This window comes from Paraburkholderia sp. GAS348, assembly GCF_050434205.1.
GTDB lineage: Bacteria > Pseudomonadota > Gammaproteobacteria > Burkholderiales > Burkholderiaceae > Paraburkholderia.
The window spans coordinates 1-17,322 of record NZ_JBNPVT010000036.1 but is presented as its reverse complement, the minus strand read 5'-3'; the positions used below and the strand labels follow the sequence as shown (position 1 = coordinate 17,322).

At 62.1% G+C, this 17,322-nt stretch carries 12 protein-coding genes; 5 read left to right on the top strand and 7 right to left on the bottom strand.

The features are described 5' to 3' along the window. The first annotated feature begins 168 nt into the window (after positions 1-168). The 3 genes from P3T22_RS31405 (at position 169) to P3T22_RS31395 (ending at position 3,058) form a co-directional block, all read left to right on the top strand. Complete coding sequence (locus P3T22_RS31405; RefSeq protein ID WP_429327073.1) at positions 169-1,821, top strand: SH3 domain-containing protein; 1,653 nt, start codon at positions 169-171, stop codon at positions 1,819-1,821. A gap of 255 nt (positions 1,822-2,076) precedes the next feature. Continuing rightward, positions 2,077-2,553 (top strand): VOC family protein, encoded by a 477-nt coding sequence (locus P3T22_RS31400; RefSeq protein ID WP_429327072.1) that lies wholly within the window; start codon positions 2,077-2,079, stop codon positions 2,551-2,553. 31 nt (positions 2,554-2,584) lie between these two features. Beyond that, positions 2,585-3,058 (top strand): VOC family protein, encoded by a 474-nt coding sequence (locus P3T22_RS31395; protein ID WP_063495207.1) that lies wholly within the window; start codon positions 2,585-2,587, stop codon positions 3,056-3,058. Between the two features lie 50 nt (positions 3,059-3,108). Here P3T22_RS31395 and P3T22_RS31390 read toward each other — a convergent pair whose 3' ends face one another. From P3T22_RS31390 to P3T22_RS31370, 5 genes are all read right to left on the bottom strand, one after another. Further along, complete coding sequence (locus P3T22_RS31390) at positions 3,109-3,912, bottom strand: transglutaminase-like domain-containing protein (protein WP_063495206.1); 804 nt, start codon at positions 3,910-3,912, stop codon at positions 3,109-3,111. 113 nt (positions 3,913-4,025) lie between these two features. Then, entirely contained in the window at positions 4,026-4,931 is a 906-nt protein-coding gene (locus P3T22_RS31385; RefSeq protein WP_429327071.1) for a transglutaminase family protein, read from the bottom strand. A gap of 368 nt (positions 4,932-5,299) precedes the next feature. After that, positions 5,300-7,054: a ShlB/FhaC/HecB family hemolysin secretion/activation protein gene (locus tag P3T22_RS31380; protein WP_429327070.1), complete on the bottom strand. Its 1,755-nt coding sequence runs from the start codon at positions 7,052-7,054 to the stop codon at positions 5,300-5,302. A 98-nt stretch (positions 7,055-7,152) separates the two neighbouring features. After that, positions 7,153-7,362, bottom strand: a complete 210-nt coding sequence (locus tag P3T22_RS31375; protein ID WP_236720894.1) for a hypothetical protein — start codon at positions 7,360-7,362, stop codon at positions 7,153-7,155. A 5-nt stretch (positions 7,363-7,367) separates the two neighbouring features. Continuing rightward, positions 7,368-8,960 (bottom strand): DUF6883 domain-containing protein, encoded by a 1,593-nt coding sequence (locus tag P3T22_RS31370; RefSeq protein ID WP_429327069.1) that lies wholly within the window; start codon positions 8,958-8,960, stop codon positions 7,368-7,370. 546 nt (positions 8,961-9,506) lie between these two features. Between P3T22_RS31370 and P3T22_RS31365 the strand changes: the two genes are divergently transcribed. Continuing rightward, on the top strand, positions 9,507-9,992 hold the full coding sequence (locus P3T22_RS31365) for a hypothetical protein (RefSeq protein WP_429327068.1): 486 nt from the start codon (positions 9,507-9,509) through the stop codon (positions 9,990-9,992). Between the two features lie 74 nt (positions 9,993-10,066). Next, positions 10,067-10,297, top strand: a complete 231-nt coding sequence (locus P3T22_RS31360; RefSeq protein WP_429327067.1) for a SymE family type I addiction module toxin — start codon at positions 10,067-10,069, stop codon at positions 10,295-10,297. Positions 10,298-10,349: 52 nt separating this feature from the next. On the opposite strand, the gene P3T22_RS31355 is transcribed toward P3T22_RS31360, so the two are convergent. Both P3T22_RS31355 and P3T22_RS31350 read right to left on the bottom strand, forming a co-directional pair. Continuing rightward, positions 10,350-10,574 (bottom strand): hypothetical protein, encoded by a 225-nt coding sequence (locus tag P3T22_RS31355; protein WP_429327066.1) that lies wholly within the window; start codon positions 10,572-10,574, stop codon positions 10,350-10,352. A gap of 2 nt (positions 10,575-10,576) precedes the next feature. Next, on the bottom strand, positions 10,577-17,322 hold a 6,746-nt coding region (locus P3T22_RS31350), incomplete at its 5' end, for a hemagglutinin repeat-containing protein (RefSeq protein WP_429327065.1).

Below are 17,322 nucleotides of genomic sequence, written 5' to 3'. Positions count from 1 at the left end.
CTTCATGCCGCCGCCGTGTCGCGCAACGTGGCGCTCATGCCCGCGAGTAACCTGTAAGCGTGAGAACGCCTGGCTAGCTCGTTCCGCGTCGATGCAGCAAGCATCCACCGCCCGGCGCCTCGCGCGACACCGTATCATCGTGCCCTTGGACCATCACCGCCGAACTCCATGCCTGTCGCCGCCCTGCCCCCCACTGCTGCACGCTTTGCCACACGCCTCGCCGCCCGCTTGCCGCACGCCCGCCGTGCCGCCACGTTATGCGCCGCCCTTGCAGCCGCTGCTACGTTCACCGCCTGCAGCAATCCGTCGCCGACCCGCGACGCCCACGCGCGCGTCGACACGGTCGCGTTGTTCCCAATCGCCAATTACGACCAGAACGTCGACCACTGGCTCGAACCGGACAGCCCCGGCTACGATCAGCCGTTCCTGAGCCCCGCGGATCAGCAGGCGCACTTCAGCGCCCTCTACGCACGCTATTTCGGCACCGGCACGGCCGCGCCGTCGCCGTGGAATTCCGCTTACGTGACGATGCGCGTCTACCGTCAGCAAGGCGCGGACATTGTCGCGCTGCAGCAGCGCCGCATCGACAAGTTCGACAACACCGGCAAAAGCGGCGCGGCGCTCGGCTACGGCGAAAATTTCCGGCCGCACGACAAGGCGTGGATCGACACCATCGCGCAAAACATGGCGGTCGGCCAGTTCACGCAGGAGGTCGTCTACAAGCCCGCACGCCGCGCAATTGCCACCAGCAACCTGATGGTGCGCGAACTGCCGACCATGGACCCGTCGTTTTACGATCACCGCCTGGCCGGCGAAGGCTATCCGTTCGACAACCTTCAGATCTCGGCAGTACGGCCCGGCACGCCGCTGTATGTGCTGGGCAGCAGCGTCGACGGCGCGTGGCGCTACGTGCAAACGCCCGACGTGCAAGGCTGGGTGCGCAGCGACGGCGTCGGCATGACCGACGACACCTTCGTCGACACGTGGCGCGCCGCCACCGCGAGGTCACTGGGCGCGGTGACAGCTGCCTCGGCGCCGGTGCGCGACAGCCGCGGCGTGTTCCGCTTCGACGCGCCCGCCGGCACGCTGCTGCCGCTCGTGCCAGACAACGCCGTGCGGCCCGCAACACAGGCTGGTAAAACCGCAAGCGAAGCCGCCGGCGCCCCCGCCGCCCGCAAACTCCTGGTCCCGGCCCGCGACGTCGACGGCCAGGCGATCATCCGCACCGCCCACCTGAGCGATGCGCAGATCGCTCCCATGCCGCTCGCCGCGACCCCGCGGCATCTGGCAATGCTGATGAAAACGCTGATCGGGCGGCCGTACGGCTGGGGCAATAGCGGTCTCTACAACGATTGTTCGTCGGAACTGCAAAGCATCTTCGCGACGTTCGGCGTGTGGCTGCCACGCCATTCGTCGACGCAAATGAGCGCAGGACGCATGATCGATCTTTCCGGCTCGACGCCGGCGCAACGGCTCGACTACCTCGCCCAGCATGGCGAACCATTGCGCACGCTGATCTACATCAGCGGCCATGTGATGCTGTACATCGGCAACACGACCCGCAACGGAGTCGCCGTGCCGGTGGTCTACCAGGACGTATGGGGTTTGCGGCCGGCCGACAATAGCCGGCGCGCGGTGATCGGCGGCTCGGTGATCCTGCCGCTGTTCGAACACATTCCGGAAGACGCGACGCTGCAATCGCTCGCGGCAACCTCGACGTTCCAGATCAGCGTCCTCGGCGCGCCAGGCGGCGCAGCAGCGACGCCGTCGGCACCGTCCACCCCCGCCGCGCCGCCGGATGACGACAATCCTGCCGGTTGAAATAACGCCGGGAGAAGACAATCCGGCCGATTGAATCCGCGCGGCGACCTGCGCCGCACGCCCGTGCACGCGCCTGCGCCCGCGCAGATGTCCACGCAGACGTCCACACCCACACCCACGCCGCACGGGCGTGCTTAAAAAATATTTTTTCCGGAGTGTCGATTCAAACGCGACGCACTCGTCGTAACGTTGAAGGCCTGGCTCACGCAGTCGGTCTTTCAACTCACAAACCTGTTACTTCAAGGAGTCGCCGTCATGTCCAGCCCCGCTGTCAAACCGATCCCGGACGGGATGCACTCGCTGACCCCGTATCTGATTTGCGCCAACGCCGCGGAAGCCATCGCGTTCTACACCAAGGCTTTCAACGCCGTCGAGCAATACCGCCTGCCCGGTCCCGGCGGCAAAATGATGCACGCCTGCCTGAAAATCGGCGACTCCATGCTGATGCTGACCGACGAATGGCCTGACCACAACGCGCTGGGCCCAAACGCGCTAAAAGGCACGCCGGTCACGATTCACCACTACGTCGAAGACGTCGACGCCAGTTTCAAGCAGGCCGTCGAGGCCGGCGCGACGGTCGCCATGCCACTTGCCGACATGTTCTGGGGCGACCGCTACGGCCAGTTGAAGGACCCGTTCGGCCACAGCTGGTCGCTCGCCACGCATAAGCGCGACCTGACCCCGGAACAGATTCAGCAAGGTATGCAGAGTATGGAGTGCGGGCAGAAATAAGCCACGCTCCCATCCATGACGAGGAGCTCGTATGCAAAAAATTGCGCCATGCCTGTGGTTCGACGGTAATGCCGAAGATGCCGCACGCTTCTACACGTCGGTGTTTTCGCATTCCCGCATCACCACCACGATGCATTACACGGACGCCGGCCCCGGGCCGAAGGGAGACGTGCTGTTCGTCACCTTCGAGCTGGAAGGTCAGGAGTTCATGGCCTTGAACGGCGGCCCCCAATACAGCTTCACGCCGGCTATTTCGCTGTTCGTGCACTGCGCGTCGCAACAGGAGGTCGACGGCTATTGGGCGAAGCTCCTGGACGGCGGCGCGCCGATGCAATGCGGCTGGCTTCAGGACAGGTTCGGCGTGTCGTGGCAGATCGTGCCGGACGCACTCCCTAAAATGCTGCGCGACCCGGATGCCGCGAAAGCCAGCCGCGTGATGCAAGCCATGATGAAAATGGTCAAGCTCGATATCGCGTTGCTTGAACAGGCTTATCGGGGCGGCTGACGCGGATCAGTCAGGCCGGTGCGCGCGCCGGCCCTTGGCGAATGAGCCTCCTATATAGCCTCGCACACCACATCGAACTTCAGCAGTTGCGTAGGCCCAAACGCATTACTGATCGCGACATCGGCCGCATCGCGTCCCCGAGCCATCAAAACCCTACCTGTACGCGGCACATTATTCCGAGGATCGAATGTCTGCCAGCACCCGCCAACATACGCCTCGAACCACGCGGCAAAGTCCATCGTCGCATACGGCGGCGGCGTGCCGACATCGCTGATATACCCCGTGCAATAACGCGCCGGTATATTCATCGCCCGGCACAGCGTCACGGCCAGATGCGCGAAATCCCGGCACACGCCCTTCCTCTCCTGCCACGCCTGCCAGGCGGTCTTGGTCGGCCGCGCGAAATCGTAGCCAAATACGATGTGCTCGTGCACGTAGTTGCAAATCGCATCCACCCGCCCGCGACCAAGCGGCATCTTGCCGAACGTCTGCCACGCAAATTCGGATAGCAAATCAGTTTCGCAGTAACGGCTGCCCAGCAGAAATACCAGCGAATCGTCAGGCAGCGCCTCCACTGCATACTGCTCGGTCAGCGGCGGCCGCCTCTCCGGTTCGGACGAGACCTCGAGCACGGCACTCGTCGACAACGCGAGCCGTCCCTGCGGTGCGACGATCCGGCTGCACAAATTACCGAAGCCGTCGCGATACTGCCTGATCGGCACCGGCGGATCGACCACCAGCAAATCCGCACTCAGCACGTCCTTCGCGTGCGAATAGTGCGTGTTCAACATCAACATCATCGGCGTCGGTTGCACGCACTCATAGACCAGCTCGTAGCCAACGCGCAATTTCATCGCGGCGCCCTCTTCCAGTTGAAACGTTCAGTTGACGCGCCCGGTGAGCAACCTGAATTGACGCTCCCAGCTAACACGTTCGGTTTGTACAAGCCCTTTCATCGGGCTCACCCTCACTCGCCTTCGGTCACGCTCACATCGACCTGCAAACCGCGAAACGAATGCGGCGCGCCATGCCATGTGCCCCATAACGGCAACGCCTGGTAGTAATTCCACGCCACCGCCACCCGAATCAGATGGCGATTGCCGACTATGCTATTGGTCGGATCGAAATCGACCCAGCCGGCGCCCGGCAAATAGATCTGCAGCCATGCATGCGTCGCACCGCCGCCTTGCGTCGCGTCGTGCTCCGGCACGAACAGATAACCACTCACAAAGCGCGCCGCGAGACCGAGCGAGCGCACCGCGTCCATCATCAGCACCGCGAAATCGCGGCAACTGCCGCTGCGGTTGCGCAAGGTGTCGCCAGGACGGTTCACGCCCTTCTCCGTGCGGCGCACATAGAAAAACGTGCTTTTTATTTCGAGCGTCATCGCGCGCAGCAGCGCCATCGTGCCGCCGGTGCCGTTCTTGCCGCTCTTGCCGCTCGCACCGCCGCTGTGCACAGGAACGAAGCGCCGCGCCCACTCGTCCACGTCCCCGTCCGGATACTGGCGGCTGCGCGCATTCACGAGATCGGACGCTTCCTCGTTGGTGTACGCGAACGGCCAGTTCACTGCGTACGGTTCGAGCGCGTAATCGGGCATGGGCGTTTCGAAGTGTTCCAGCGTCACTTCGCTATCGAAGCGCAATTCGCTCGCCTTGCCCGCGAAACTCGCGACCGCCACGGAGTTGTCGAACACGTCGTGTAGCCAGTGCAGCCGGGACGGCGTCGGCGTAATCACCAACTGGTTCGTGACGAGGCGCAAGTCGTGGCTGGCGCGCGGTCGGAACATCATCCGGTGTTCGCCGAACCGCACGGGTTCCGAATAACGGTAGACGCTGAGGTGACGCACCGTGAAACGCGTGGGCTCAGTCATCTGACAGGCCGATCGATGCAACTGGGTTCGTCCTGAGCATCGCGTTCACGCCGGTAAAACCCGCTGCCGCAACAGGCGCTGAGCGCCCGGCACGGTTTGATCCTGAAAGAGCCACCGCCAAAATCCGGCGTGGTGGGGTGCTGTCATCGACAAGCAGTCGCTTTGAGCATACACCCGCCATATTGGTTGAAATCACTCATTTGGCCGTGGCGCCGTGCATGGGAAAGTTATCAACGGAATCTGCTCGCAATGGTGTGGACAAATCACACCCTGTGATAAACAGCCCCGCCGAATAAGGCTTTCCGGGCGGCGTGTCGGGGAAATTTCTTTCCCCTCGCACCTTCAAACATCCATTCCCCCACGGCACGCTAGAACTGCGCCGTAGCCTGCACGCCGACCGTCACGCGCGATGTCGGGAAGCCGCTGGGTTTGTAGACCGGCGTCCCGGCGAACAGGTCGTAGGAGATACCGACAAAGCGCGAAGGCAGACCACCGCGGATGCCGATCACCGCGCCCGCCAGTTGCGTTCCGGCCAGAAACGTCGTGTTCGGACCGAACACGCGGCCATAGTCGATCCCGGCGTACAGCGCCTGTCCCGTCTGTCCGATAGGCCACTGCAATTCGTTGCGCCAGTAGAAACCTTTCTCTGCCGCCAGCATGGTTTCACCGTCGAAGCCGCGCACTGTGTAACGGCTGCCGATGGTGAGGTCGTCCAGATAGAACAGCGTGTCGTTGGTGAACTGTGCGTGAACGGTCGTCACGTAGCGGAAGTTCTGTTGGGCGACGGCGAACGGGATCGACAGGTTCGCGTCAAGCACGGTCATGTGGTAGCGGTACGTGGGGCCATCGGGATACGGGTCAGCCGTCGCGCCCAGTCCGCCGATGCCCTGACGATACGCCAGTGTGCCGTCAAACTGCACCGCGCCGACGTAGTGGCGGTCGGTCAGGCCCGCTTCGATGAACGTGTTGTTGCGCCGCTGCTGCGGTATGTCGATGTCGTTAATGAAGCTCTCGCCGAAGCGTTTCGATATCTGGAACTCCACGCCAAACACGTCGCTTTGGCTGCGGCTTAGTACACGCGCGAGCCTGAGTGCCGCTGTCTGCGAGTTGCCGCTGGACACGAACGTCTGGTTCACGCCCGCAATGTTCTGGTAGTACGTGTTCGTGTTGCCGGACAGCGTGGCCGTCCAGTAACCCCATGGGAGCGAGTACGAACCGTTGAAACCGTGCGAGCCGAGCGACTTGTTGCCGAACGACAGGTCCTGATTTGCGCCGACTGTGAGTATGTCGTTCAGTCCCAGCGGACTGTCGATGCCGAGGCTCACGTTGCCCTGCCACTTGCCGGTGGCATCCGTGCCCGAGTTATCGACGGACGTGACGAAGCTCCACGGCTTCGAGCGCTTCACGCTCACGACGACATCGCTCTCGCCCGGCGTGTCCGTCGGCTCGATCTTCATGTCCACGTCCTGCGACGCCACGCGCTTCATCTGCTCCAGCCCCTGCTCAAGATCGCGCAGGTCCAGCAGGTCGCCGTCGCGGGCGGGGAATGCGGATTTCAGGGTGCCGCGCGTGGCAGGATCGGCAAAGCGGAGCTGGTGCACGATGCCAGGAACGAGCGCGAATGCCAGCGTGCCGCTGGACAGGTCCTGCTGCGGGACGAGCACGCGGGTGGTCACGTATCCACGGCTCAGGATCGCCTGCTGCAGCCCCTTGGTCAGCGTGTCAATGCAGGACTTGCCTACGCACTGGCCCCTGTAGTGATCGAGCCATTCGCGCGCGAAGGCGAACGGGTCCAGTGATAGGGCTGACGCTCCCTTGCTGCGCACCGCATCGGGCAGGGTTGTCGGGACATCAAGCGCGAATTTGCCGATGCGGAAGCATGGTGTCTCGACCGGCAACAATGGGTAGCCCTCGATTTCTGGCAGCGTCGAACGCACGGCGGGAGCCTGCACGGTTGCGTCACGCTGCTGTGCGTCGCGCTGCTGCTGGATCTGCTGGTTCTGCTCGGCGTTGGCCCGTGCGGCGGCGGCTTCATCGGCTGGCGTCGGCGCATGCTGCGCGTTCGACGCGAGCGATACCAGGGCTGTGAGCGGCAGCGCCGCCAGCCTCTTTCGAATTTTCATTGCTAGATTGGTTCTTGAATCTGTTTATCGCTCGGTATGCGGCTGAGTGAGGCGCACCCGGCCACGACCGGGGTTGCTGCAAATTGACGAGTTATCTGTCAAATATCTCTTGCCGCAATCGTGGCAAGCGCATACCTGTCAGTTTCAGGTAAATACGCTTCGATCTCGTATGCTTCGGGAGATGTAGGATCACCGAAGACTAGAACAACGGCAACAGTCGTCCCGGTCGGCAAAGTTACCGCAGTATGCTCACCGATCAGTTCTGCCTCAACCGGTCTAGATAGCTGGAAGGTATCGTTTTCTTTCATTGCGCTCATTTTTTTGCAGGAATTCCCGTTACCAATCTGACCGTTCCTGAATTGTCCTTCATAAAGACAAACGTTGTATCAATCGTCTTTCCATTTGGACCGGTGATTGAAATAACCTGCTCGTAGGTCTGTCCGTATTGACCCGTCTTTGTTGGTACAGCGGTTGCCGGGTCGAAGCGCACCTGGGAAGCAAGATCTTGCCAGCTGGTTTGATCGAAGCCTAAAGCCTGATTAAACCAATTTGCTTTGGACTGGTTCTGCGAGTGGTCTGGGTTCAACAAATAGTCTTTTAACTTGCCCTCTAGATTAGACGTGTCAAAGCCTGTATTGCCGCTGTTGCTACCTTCGTTTGATGCATTGGAAGTTGAATCGTTGTTCCCGTTATTGATCGTTGCATTGCTGGGCACGTACCCCGGCGTTCCGATCCCAGCGTTCGCCACGCCTTTGGTCGCAGAGTCCACCAGCACCAGTCCCGGGCTCGCCGTCGGCGGCTCGCCACCCTTAGCGCCGATGACGGCATTGATGCCGTTCGCCGCGCCCTGCGCCATCAGGTCAGTTGGAGACTCTGACATCTTCGCAGCAGCGCCGCTCTTTACCATCCCGATAAACTGGTCGACCAGATTTCCAATCGACTGTCCCTGCGTCGTGCCAGGGGGCACCCCAATTGCCTGTTCGACAAGACGACGAGCCTTGTCCTCGTCCTTGTTGTTGCCCTGATTGTAGAGGTTCGCGTTCGACGCGCCTGCCACGCCGGCCGTCCCGCCAATGACTGCACCACCGATCCCCGACGCGATGTTCCCGGCCAGGTTCCCGATCAGCGACGAGCCGGTCGCACCCGCTACAGCGTCGCTGAGTTCCCTCGTCTGCGGCGCAAGAAGCGAGGACAAACCCGCACCGGCAGCGCCGCCAATCGTGCTGAACGCGCTACCGCCGCCAAGTCCACCGATCAGCGCGCCACCCGCCGCGTGGAGTTCTGCACGCGAATCACCGCCTTCGGCCCAGTTGTTGTAGTCAGCCAGCGCGGCGGCAATGCCTTCGGTATCGCCCCGATCCTTCGCGGCCTGGAGCGCGGTAACCGCGTCGTCGCGCTTTATATCCGCATACGCACCGATACCTTGCGACACCGTCTGTCCTGCCGCCTGGGCGGCCTGCACCGTGTCAGCCTGCTGATTGAGGATATCGTTCACATCCGGCGTTTTCGCAACCGTGCCGTTCGTGTCCGTCGCGTCGCGACTCAGGCTCGCAACGTCCTGAGTCTGATGCTCGCCGTCAGTGACAGTGATCGTGCCCGCGCTGATGGCGCTACGCGTCGTCGCGCTCGAATCGCCGCTGTCGTTCTGCGAAATCATCGGCGAGACGCCAGGCTGACCGCTGACCGAGCCGGGGCCGGTCGCTTTTCCTGTTACACCAACGCCCACACCCGCGCTGATACCGTTGCTGTTGGCGTCGTAATGTGACTGGTTCTGAACGTCGCTATACGTGAGTGTCCCGGTCGTCAGCCTGTTTTTCGAGGCGTCCGCCGTGCTCGAAATCACCGCGCCAGTGAGATCCGTATTGCCCTTGACGTTGACGTCGAAACCGCCATCGCCCGCATTCATCCCGGCCTGCTCATTGACGCCCGCATACTTCGAGTCCGCATGGCCGTTCTGTGCGCTGAAGCTTGCGCTTCCGCCGCCCTGGCTGATCGTGAAGCCGCCACCCGCGCTGCTCTGATGCGCCGCGCTGTTCGTCACGTCCTGCACACTCGTGATGTTCTGAACACACGCACCCGACACGCCCGCCGTTGTCGATTCACGTTTTCTCCTGACTCGACAGGAACTTGCAAACCGGTTTTCCATGATGCGCGTTTCCATCTGCAATTTTTTGCCCCGACGCGGTTTCTGGCCAGAAGGCGCGAGTTTGCCAGAAGACACATTCCGCGTATCTCAATTACATCGCATCACGAAGCAATCTCCTCCCGCCGGGATTGACGGCGCACGTAGTGCGACGGCAAACCCGGCGGAACAGGGCGTGTGCATATCACTGCTCCAGAATTGCGCCGACCCGCGTTACGCGGTAACGACGCATCGCGGACCTCATGCGCTTACTCCGTCAAGGCCGCGCGCGAGCGCGCCGAAGGGTAGCCGCTAGAGAAGAGAAGCCGCATGACCGATCTGAGGCCCAAGCTCACCGATGTAAAAAGCCTTCAGGACCTCTCCAAGATCCTCGCCTGGCCCATGCTCGTCGTCGCCTATTTCCTGGCTACAGGCCCGCAGATCGCACTGGATGGCGCCATCGTGCTCGACATCCCCGATGACGTGCCGATGAGCACACAGACCTGGCTCTTTTTCGGAATCTTTGCCCTGAAGGCATTCTGGTCTGGTGGCATTGCCGCTTTCGCCTACGCCCTCATCGGCGAGCTACACAAGGAGATGTACTTTCGCTGGAAATGGGTACTTTTTCCATACGTCTCAGCCATCCTTTTTGCGTTTGCGCTGCTCGGCATCTTTGGCTCCTCGCACTTCATCTGGCTCAAGAACCTTGACAGCTTCTGGTGCTATGCCGCCATCGTCTGGGGCTTCTTCCTGCTCGCGATGACCGAACAGCTTCTCGAACCGTTCAGGCGCCGCACCGAACGCAGCACCGCGTAAACGAAGCGCGGGCCGTGAGTGTTACCAGCACTCACGGCCCGCTGACCACAACCAACTCATTAGAGGAGTTGATCATGGCTGACGCCAATCTTAAAGCATTGCACGCTCATCCCGAGCGACACGCCACCGTCCAGGAGATCATGCGCTGGCGACCCTCACCGAAACCCGGCAGGCCCTGGCGAACACCAAGGTTTTTTCCGTGGCTGCGCATCGCCGGCATCTGGCTTGAGCAGGCCGGCTTCCCGCCCGGCCAGCGCGTGAGAATCCAGGTCGAGCACGGCAGGCTCGTCATCACGCCAGATTGAACGACTCCACAAACGACAAACCCGGCTGCGGCCGGGTTTGCTGTTTGTTACGTCAGGTACTCATACCCATCATCTTCCCCGCGACATTTAGCGGTTCCGGGTAGACGATCTGCTGCTTGTCAAGAACGCAAGTCAGCAACTCATAAGCCACACCATACTCGCCGAATTCAATATATTCAGCCACGTCGTTGCGATCTTGCTCAGAGATTTCTCTCTCAACTTGCACGAGAGATTCACGCATCAATCGTTCAATCTCGTCATAAGGTTCTTGTTGCATCGTCATTTCGGATTTCTAGGAACATTTGTCGGAAACGCCGTAACGATTCCGCCACCCTTACTCGCCGGCTCGATAACTACACGAATGTCGATGCCATCGCGAGAGCCATTCTTAACTATTCTGCCATTGGCTTGAACTGTCTCAGGAATGGACGGATCTGTAGCGATATCGGAAACGGTGTTCATAATTTTCGAGGCCGACCAGTTTTCCGGAAACACTGACTTACCGGGACCACCTGGCCATTGGTGACCTCCGCCCGTTGAGTCCCCGGTCAATATATGGCTCGTTCGATCGGGCGACGCCAGATTGACGTCGCCTGAACCATTGCCTCCTGCCTCGTTATCGCCGTTCCCACTACTGATCGTCGCATTGCTGGGCACATATCCGGCCGTCCCAGGCACCGCAACCGGTGGCGACACAACACAACCGGCCGGACCACATGCAACCACCGGCGGCGTCACCACCGCACCGCCGCCCGATGCCGTGGGCGGATGCCCCGGTCCGGATCCACCCAGATCGTTCGGATCAACATACGGCCCCTGCGGGCCGTTCGCGTTCACCAGCGCCGCGAACTGGTTGCCCATGTTCTGCGCGCCGCGCCCCGCACTCGCAAACTGGTCAGCAATCCAGCTTCCGATGCCGGAGAGCACTGAACCCGTGCCACCCTCGCAACTGCCATTGTCGCAGTGTGCACGCTCGTTATACAGATCGACATTCGCACCGCTGAACGAACCCGAACTCCCACCCACAAGTCCGCCCGCACTTCCGGCCAGCGCATTGGCCAGGATATTGCCCAGCGTTCGGTTCGCATCGGCGTCACCGGTTGGATTCGCCCCGGTCACCGCGTTACTGATATCGTTCAGGTTCCCCGCCAGTACCGCCGACGTCGCCGCACCCGCAGCGCCGCCCAACGCATTGCCGCCGCCGAGTCCGGCCACCAGCGCACCGCCTGCCGTGTGCATCGCCACGCGCGCGCTGCCACCCTCAGACCACGCCGCAATTCCCGCCTGGTCGCCCGCATCCCGAGCCTCCTGCAGACGCCGGTCCGCATAGTTGCCGATCTGCGTCACCACTGCCTGACCGGCCGCGCTCGCCGCACTCATCATGTCGGCCTGCCGATCCAGCAGGTTGTTCAGGTCCGGCGTTTTCGCGACCGTCCCGTTCGTGTCCGACGTGTCGCGGTTCAGGCTCGCCACGTCCTGCGTCTGATGGTCAGTGTCAGTAATATTGATCGCGCCGGCGCTCACGCCGCTGCGTGTCGTCGCGCTGTCACTGCCACTGTCGTGCTGGCCAAGAGACGGCGTGATACCGCCCGAGTTCGGCACCGAGGCCGGTCCAACCACCTTGTCCGGCAAGCCCATTGAAGCGCCGGCCGAGAATCCGCTGCTTTTCGCATCGTAGTTCGAACTGTTTTGCATGTCCGAGAAGGACAGTGTGCCAGTGCTGAGCGTGTTCCTCTCCGGCGTGGCGTCACTGGCTATGGTAGCGCCCTTGAGATCGGTGTTGCCGTGGACACCAATATCAAACCCACCCGTACCCGCGTGAATCCCCGCCTGCTCATTGACACCCGCATAGCTGCCGTTCGCGTTCGCATTCGTCTGGCTGTAACTCGCACTGCCACCGCCCGTACTGATTGCGAATCCGCCGCCTGAACTGTCCTGCCGGGCGGCGCTCGTCATCGTGTCCTGCACGCTCGCGATGTTCAGGTTGCCGCCCACGTCGGCCGCGATCTGCTTGCCGTTGATCTGTGAGCCGATGATGTTCGTATCGCCGCCCGATATCACCGTAACGCTGTTCGCACCGTTCACATGCGACGCATTCTGGATCGACGCGTCACTGTTCGCATCGCCATGCGCGTTCGCCATCGCCGCCGAGACGCCAAAGCCGCCGCCAAACGTGTATTGCATGCCAATGCTTGCGCTGCTCGAACTGTTCGAGCTACGCGTCGAGTCGGTGTCTGTCGTGTTGATGACGTTCACCTGGTTCTTCGCAGCCAATACGACATCATTCGCGCTCACGTTCGACCCGGCGATAGTCATGTCGCCATTCGTCGCGACGAACGCCGCCATGCCGCCTGCCTGCACATTGGAGCCACGCTGAGTTGCCTGGTCCTCAGACGACTGGCTCTGGCTCTTGCTCGAACCAATGCTGACCTTGATACCGATGTCGGGCTTGCCCCCATCGGCCAGCGTCTTCGCGCCCATGCCCGTCAGCGCAACGTCACCCGCCGCCGCGATGCTGTGCAGCGTCGCCGCCCGGTCATTGCCACTGCCGGCCGACCGGCTGGCCGCCTGGGATTCCGAATACGCATTGTTGATCGCGTCGCCCACCGACCCCGCGAGGCCGATCGTGAGGCCGCTGCTGCTCGTCTTCTGCGTCTGCGCCTGATGCGAGGTGTCCGCCGCCGCGCCGATAATCACATTGGCTGCGATGCCCGTTACGTTCTGGCCCGCGACAAGATCGCTGCCCGTGACGTGCAGCGTATTGCCCGCCTGGATCGAGAGATTGCCGTTGATCGAACCGACCGTGCTCGCGTTGTTCGTGACGCTCGACTCCTGGTCGGTGGTCGAGAGCTTGTTGGTGCCAACTGTGACAGTCAACCCGCTCGTTCCGAGGCCCGTGCGCTTCTCCTGATAGCTGCTGGAGGACTGCATGGTGTCCTGTGACGTGGTGATGTTCACGTCATGCGCGGCACTGAGCGCAACGTCGTTCGTGCCAACGATGATGCTGCCCGTGACATTGATATCCTTGCCGCTCGCGATGGTCACGGCATCGGCGGAAACCATGCTGCCCTGCGAAAGCGTCGTCGTGGTGTCATACGCACTCGACACTTCCTTGCCGCTCACGACATTGCTGTGCCTGTGCTGTTCCTGCGAGTTATCGACATGCGTTTCTGTCGTTGCGCCGATCTTGACGTTACCCGTTGCCGCCAGCGTCGCCATTCCCTTGTCGAGACTGATCGCGCTGCCAGTGACGTTGATGTCCTTGCCTGACGCCACGGTCAGCGAATTGCCGGCATTGAGCGTTGTCGCCGTGAGCGTATCGTCGGACCGGCGCAGTGATTCTGAGTAGCTGCCGTGACTGTCGCTACCCGAGCTATTGCTGTCGGTGGTGGAGGTAGCTTTCGCCGCTTGCAGCGTGACGTTGCCATTCGCTGCGAGCGTGCCGCCGCCAGCCAGATTCAGGTCCGCGCCCGTGGCCGTCAGGTCGCCGCCCACGCCGATCTGCAAAACGCCACCGACGTTCAACGAACTGCCGGTCGTCTGATTGGCGTTGGTATTCGAGACGCCGTTGGCGCCCGCCACGATCTTGTGTTCGCCGGTCTGCACCGAACCCAGGTCATAGTTACCACCCACGGCCATGCCGAGGTTGCCACCCACGTTCAGGTTGCCCGCATTCTGCTCGACATTGCCGCCGGTCACGATGAGCGCGTCACCTGTCACGTTCAGGTTCGCAATGGGGCCGAGCGCGGTTGTGGTGCGTGTGGCACCTGTTGCGCTAACCTGTTCGACGGTCTTCACCACCGTATTCAGCAGCAAGTCGCCGCCCGCGTTCAACGCGAGGCTTCCCGCATTCACCGTCGCCGAGGTCAGATCAACATTGCCCTTCGTCGTCAGCGACATCAGGCCACCGCTTTGCAGCGAGCCGAATGCGTTGTTGATCTGGTTGCCCTGGATCGACAACGTATTGCCTGCCTGCACCGTGCCGCTGTTGGTCAAGGTCTGCGCGTTCTGAATGTCAATGTCGGTCGCGGCGAGCAGCGGGCCGTTCATGTTCTGCTGGCTCACCTTCGCAAGATAGACGACCGGCACGAGCACGGACTGGCCGTCAACCACTTCGGTCTGCATGATGATGACGTTGCTGGTGAGCACCGCCACCTGCTCAGGCGACAGGCTCATGCCGAGCGGCAGGTTCAGCGACTGCGAGAGCGATGCGCCTGCGGCAAGCAGCGACTGGTACATCGACTGGAGGTCGGTGTACGGACCGAGTACGGCCTTGCCCGTCAGCGACGTAACCTGGTTGCGCACGAGCTGCTGCTCGTAGAAACCGTCGCCGAGACGCTTCTCCGTCGCCTGCGGATTCAGGCCAAGTTGTTGCAGGTAGTAGTCGCTCGAAATGAACGATTTCTGGTTCGTGAAGGCCGGATTCGTTTCGATCAGATAACCGGCACCCGGTGACGTAGCCGGCTTGAACAGGCCGCCCTGCGGGACGGTCAGGTTGCTCAGGACGTTGACCGCCGTCGCACTGGTCATGACCGGATCGATCCGGGCCGCGCTGCCGCTGACCGCGCCCGCATTGACGCCCGTGAGCGACTGCCCAGCGGCAAGACCGATAGACGGAATCCCCGCGTTGCCCGCCGTGTTGTCGATGCTGATGCCCGTACCCGACAGCGTGCCGCCCGCGACAAAGCTCGCTTCGTAGCCCGGCAGGGAGTAATGGTGGATGTCGGCGGGCGCCGCCTGGTAGCCGCCTGGATTCGAGCCGACAAACGGCGCATTGCCGAACGGCAATGTCCAGTTGTGCTCAGAGTTGTCGTAGTTGTTGTAGTGGTAGTAGCCCGAATACGTGACCTGTAGTTCGGGAGCGCTCTGGCCCTGCCAGCTGTTCTGGTCGAGCGTGACGGGCGCCGCGATGTTGCCCAGCGCCGCAACCGCGCTCCAGTAGTTCTGGAACAGACCCACCTTTGACGCGTCCAGGTTGCCGCCCGCAATGATCTGCGCCTGCGGGCTGATGGTTGCGGTCAGGTTCGCCAGCGCCACGCCCGTATAGGTGGTGTACTGGTAGCCGCTGTTCCACTGCCCCCCATGCGGCGGCTCGATACTGACGCCGCCAATCATGGTCGGGTTCGCGTTGGACCAACCCACATTCTGACCGGAACAGGCGGCCATATTGACCGCAGTGCATCCGGTCAGGCTGATACCCAGTTGATCCAGCAGCGCCGGATCGACCGGCTGATTCAGCCCGGTCGTCGTCATCGTCGTGCGGGTATTCGTCACCTGAGCGGCGTGCAGTTCCATGTCGCCCGCCGATTCGATCAGGCCCGACTGGTTGCGGATCAGGTTCGCATTCGTGTAACTGCCGTCCGCGTTTTTGCCACCGGCCAATACGACTTTGCCAAGACCGTAAATTGCGGTCGTCGCCTGCGTGTCGGTTATCGTCGTGTCGTCGCGGTTCTCGATGTCCTGCGCGAGCAGTTCAAGCATGCCGTTGCTGTCCGTCGCGCCGATCAGCGCGGTTGGCCCGACATTCTGTATGGACTGCGTGGCATTGAGCGAGACGCTGCCGCCAACGATTGCACCCGTGTTCTTCAGGGTGTTCGAGTGCGTCATGAGCGTGCCGCCCGCCATCATCACGCCGCTGTTGGCGATATCGCCCGCATTGATGCCGAAGTTGTTCACCGCTTCGAGCGTCGCGCTGTTGTTGAACCTGCCCGGCAGGGTGAAACTGAGGTCATGACCTGCGGCGAACTGCAAATCCTGCGTCGGCGCGAAGTCGCCCTGTACGCTTACCGCTACGTCATTGGCCGCGCTGTACGCTCCGCCGCCCGTGAGCGCTGCGGCATTGACGGACAGGTTATGGGTCGCGCCAATCTGTCCGTTTGTGTTCGTGAGCGCGCCGGTCGTCGTGATCGCGACATCGCCATTCGAGCCAGTCAGGTTGCCAATCTGGCCGCTGCTGTTGTCGACGACATCGGCCCGCATGGCGACGTTCGCGCCGCTCACCTGGCCGTTCTGCGTGTTCACGAGCGCTGACGCATCGACGGCGACGTTGCCGTTACCCGTCATCACGCCGCCCGTGTTCACGATCTGACTGCCGCCTTGCACGGTCGTGTCTCCCGTGCCGAGGTTGCCGACAAGACCGTTCGTGTTATCGACGGACGCCGCCTGAAGGCCGAGCGTACCCTCGTCGCCCGCTGTACCGGTGCCGGACTGTATTTGTCCGTTCGTGTTCGTCAGGGCTCCGCCAGTCGCAAGCGACAGCGACGACAGTGAGCGTATCGCCCCTTGAGCGTTGTTCAAGTCGCCTAAGATGTTTGCTGCAATGTTCCCTCGCGCGGCGAGCACGCCGTTCGCGTTGTTCAGGCTACCGGCCCACGCGGCGAGTTGCCCCGCCGTAATGATCTGGCCGCCGACGTTGGAGAAGGAACCTGCACCATTGGCAGGAACAATAGTCAGCGTGCCCATGCCGGCGTCGAGAATCGTGCCGCCGTCGTTAATAAGCAAACCAGGGCCGAGCGCCAGGCCGTCGCTATTGGTCTGCAGCGTGCCGCCCGAATTGTCGAGCGTGCCGGTTACATCGACGGTCATCGCGCCTGTGCCGGTCTGTGTGATGCTGCCGCCGTGGTTAACGAGGTTCGCCGCATGCAGCGCGAGCTGGTCTGCACCGAGGTTGCCGTGGCTGTTGTCGAATGTCGCAGCGGAGAGCGTTGCAAGATGGCCCGCCGCGACGGTGTTTGCGTTCGTCAGCGTCGAACCTGCGGACAGCGTGACATTGCTGTTCGCCGCCAGCGTGCCGCCATTGAACAGCGTCTGCACGGCGCTGGCGATCAGCGACTGCACCGCCGTGATCGAACCCGCGTTTGCGATCTGTCCGGCCTGCACGGTCACGTTGCCATTGCCGCCGATGGTGCCGCCCGAGCCGTTGTTCAGCAGGCCGACCGTCGCCAGCGTGAGGCTGTCCGCGCCCAGCGCCGCAACATGACCTCCCGTGTTGCCGAGCGAACCGGCATTGACGGAAAGTGCGCCTG

Excerpts from the sequence above, each read along its gene's own strand:
- P3T22_RS31405 (WP_429327073.1), top strand. The coding sequence starts at position 169 with ATGCCTGTCGCCGCCCTGCCCCCCACTGCTGCACGCTTTGCCACACGC.
- P3T22_RS31400 (WP_429327072.1), top strand. The coding sequence starts at position 2,077 with ATGTCCAGCCCCGCTGTCAAACCGATCCCGGACGGGATGCACTCGCTG.
- P3T22_RS31395 (WP_063495207.1), top strand. The coding sequence starts at position 2,585 with ATGCAAAAAATTGCGCCATGCCTGTGGTTCGACGGTAATGCCGAAGAT.
- P3T22_RS31390 (WP_063495206.1), bottom strand. The coding sequence starts at position 3,912 with ATGAAATTGCGCGTTGGCTACGAGCTGGTCTATGAGTGCGTGCAACCG.
- P3T22_RS31385 (WP_429327071.1), bottom strand. The coding sequence starts at position 4,931 with ATGACTGAGCCCACGCGTTTCACGGTGCGTCACCTCAGCGTCTACCGT.
- P3T22_RS31380 (WP_429327070.1), bottom strand. The coding sequence starts at position 7,054 with ATGAAAATTCGAAAGAGGCTGGCGGCGCTGCCGCTCACAGCCCTGGTA.
- P3T22_RS31375 (WP_236720894.1), bottom strand. The coding sequence starts at position 7,362 with ATGAAAGAAAACGATACCTTCCAGCTATCTAGACCGGTTGAGGCAGAA.
- P3T22_RS31370 (WP_429327069.1), bottom strand. The coding sequence starts at position 8,960 with ATGAATGCGGGCGATGGCGGTTTCGACGTCAACGTCAAGGGCAATACG.
- P3T22_RS31365 (WP_429327068.1), top strand. The coding sequence starts at position 9,507 with ATGACCGATCTGAGGCCCAAGCTCACCGATGTAAAAAGCCTTCAGGAC.
- P3T22_RS31360 (WP_429327067.1), top strand. The coding sequence starts at position 10,067 with ATGGCTGACGCCAATCTTAAAGCATTGCACGCTCATCCCGAGCGACAC.
- P3T22_RS31355 (WP_429327066.1), bottom strand. The coding sequence starts at position 10,574 with ATGCAACAAGAACCTTATGACGAGATTGAACGATTGATGCGTGAATCT.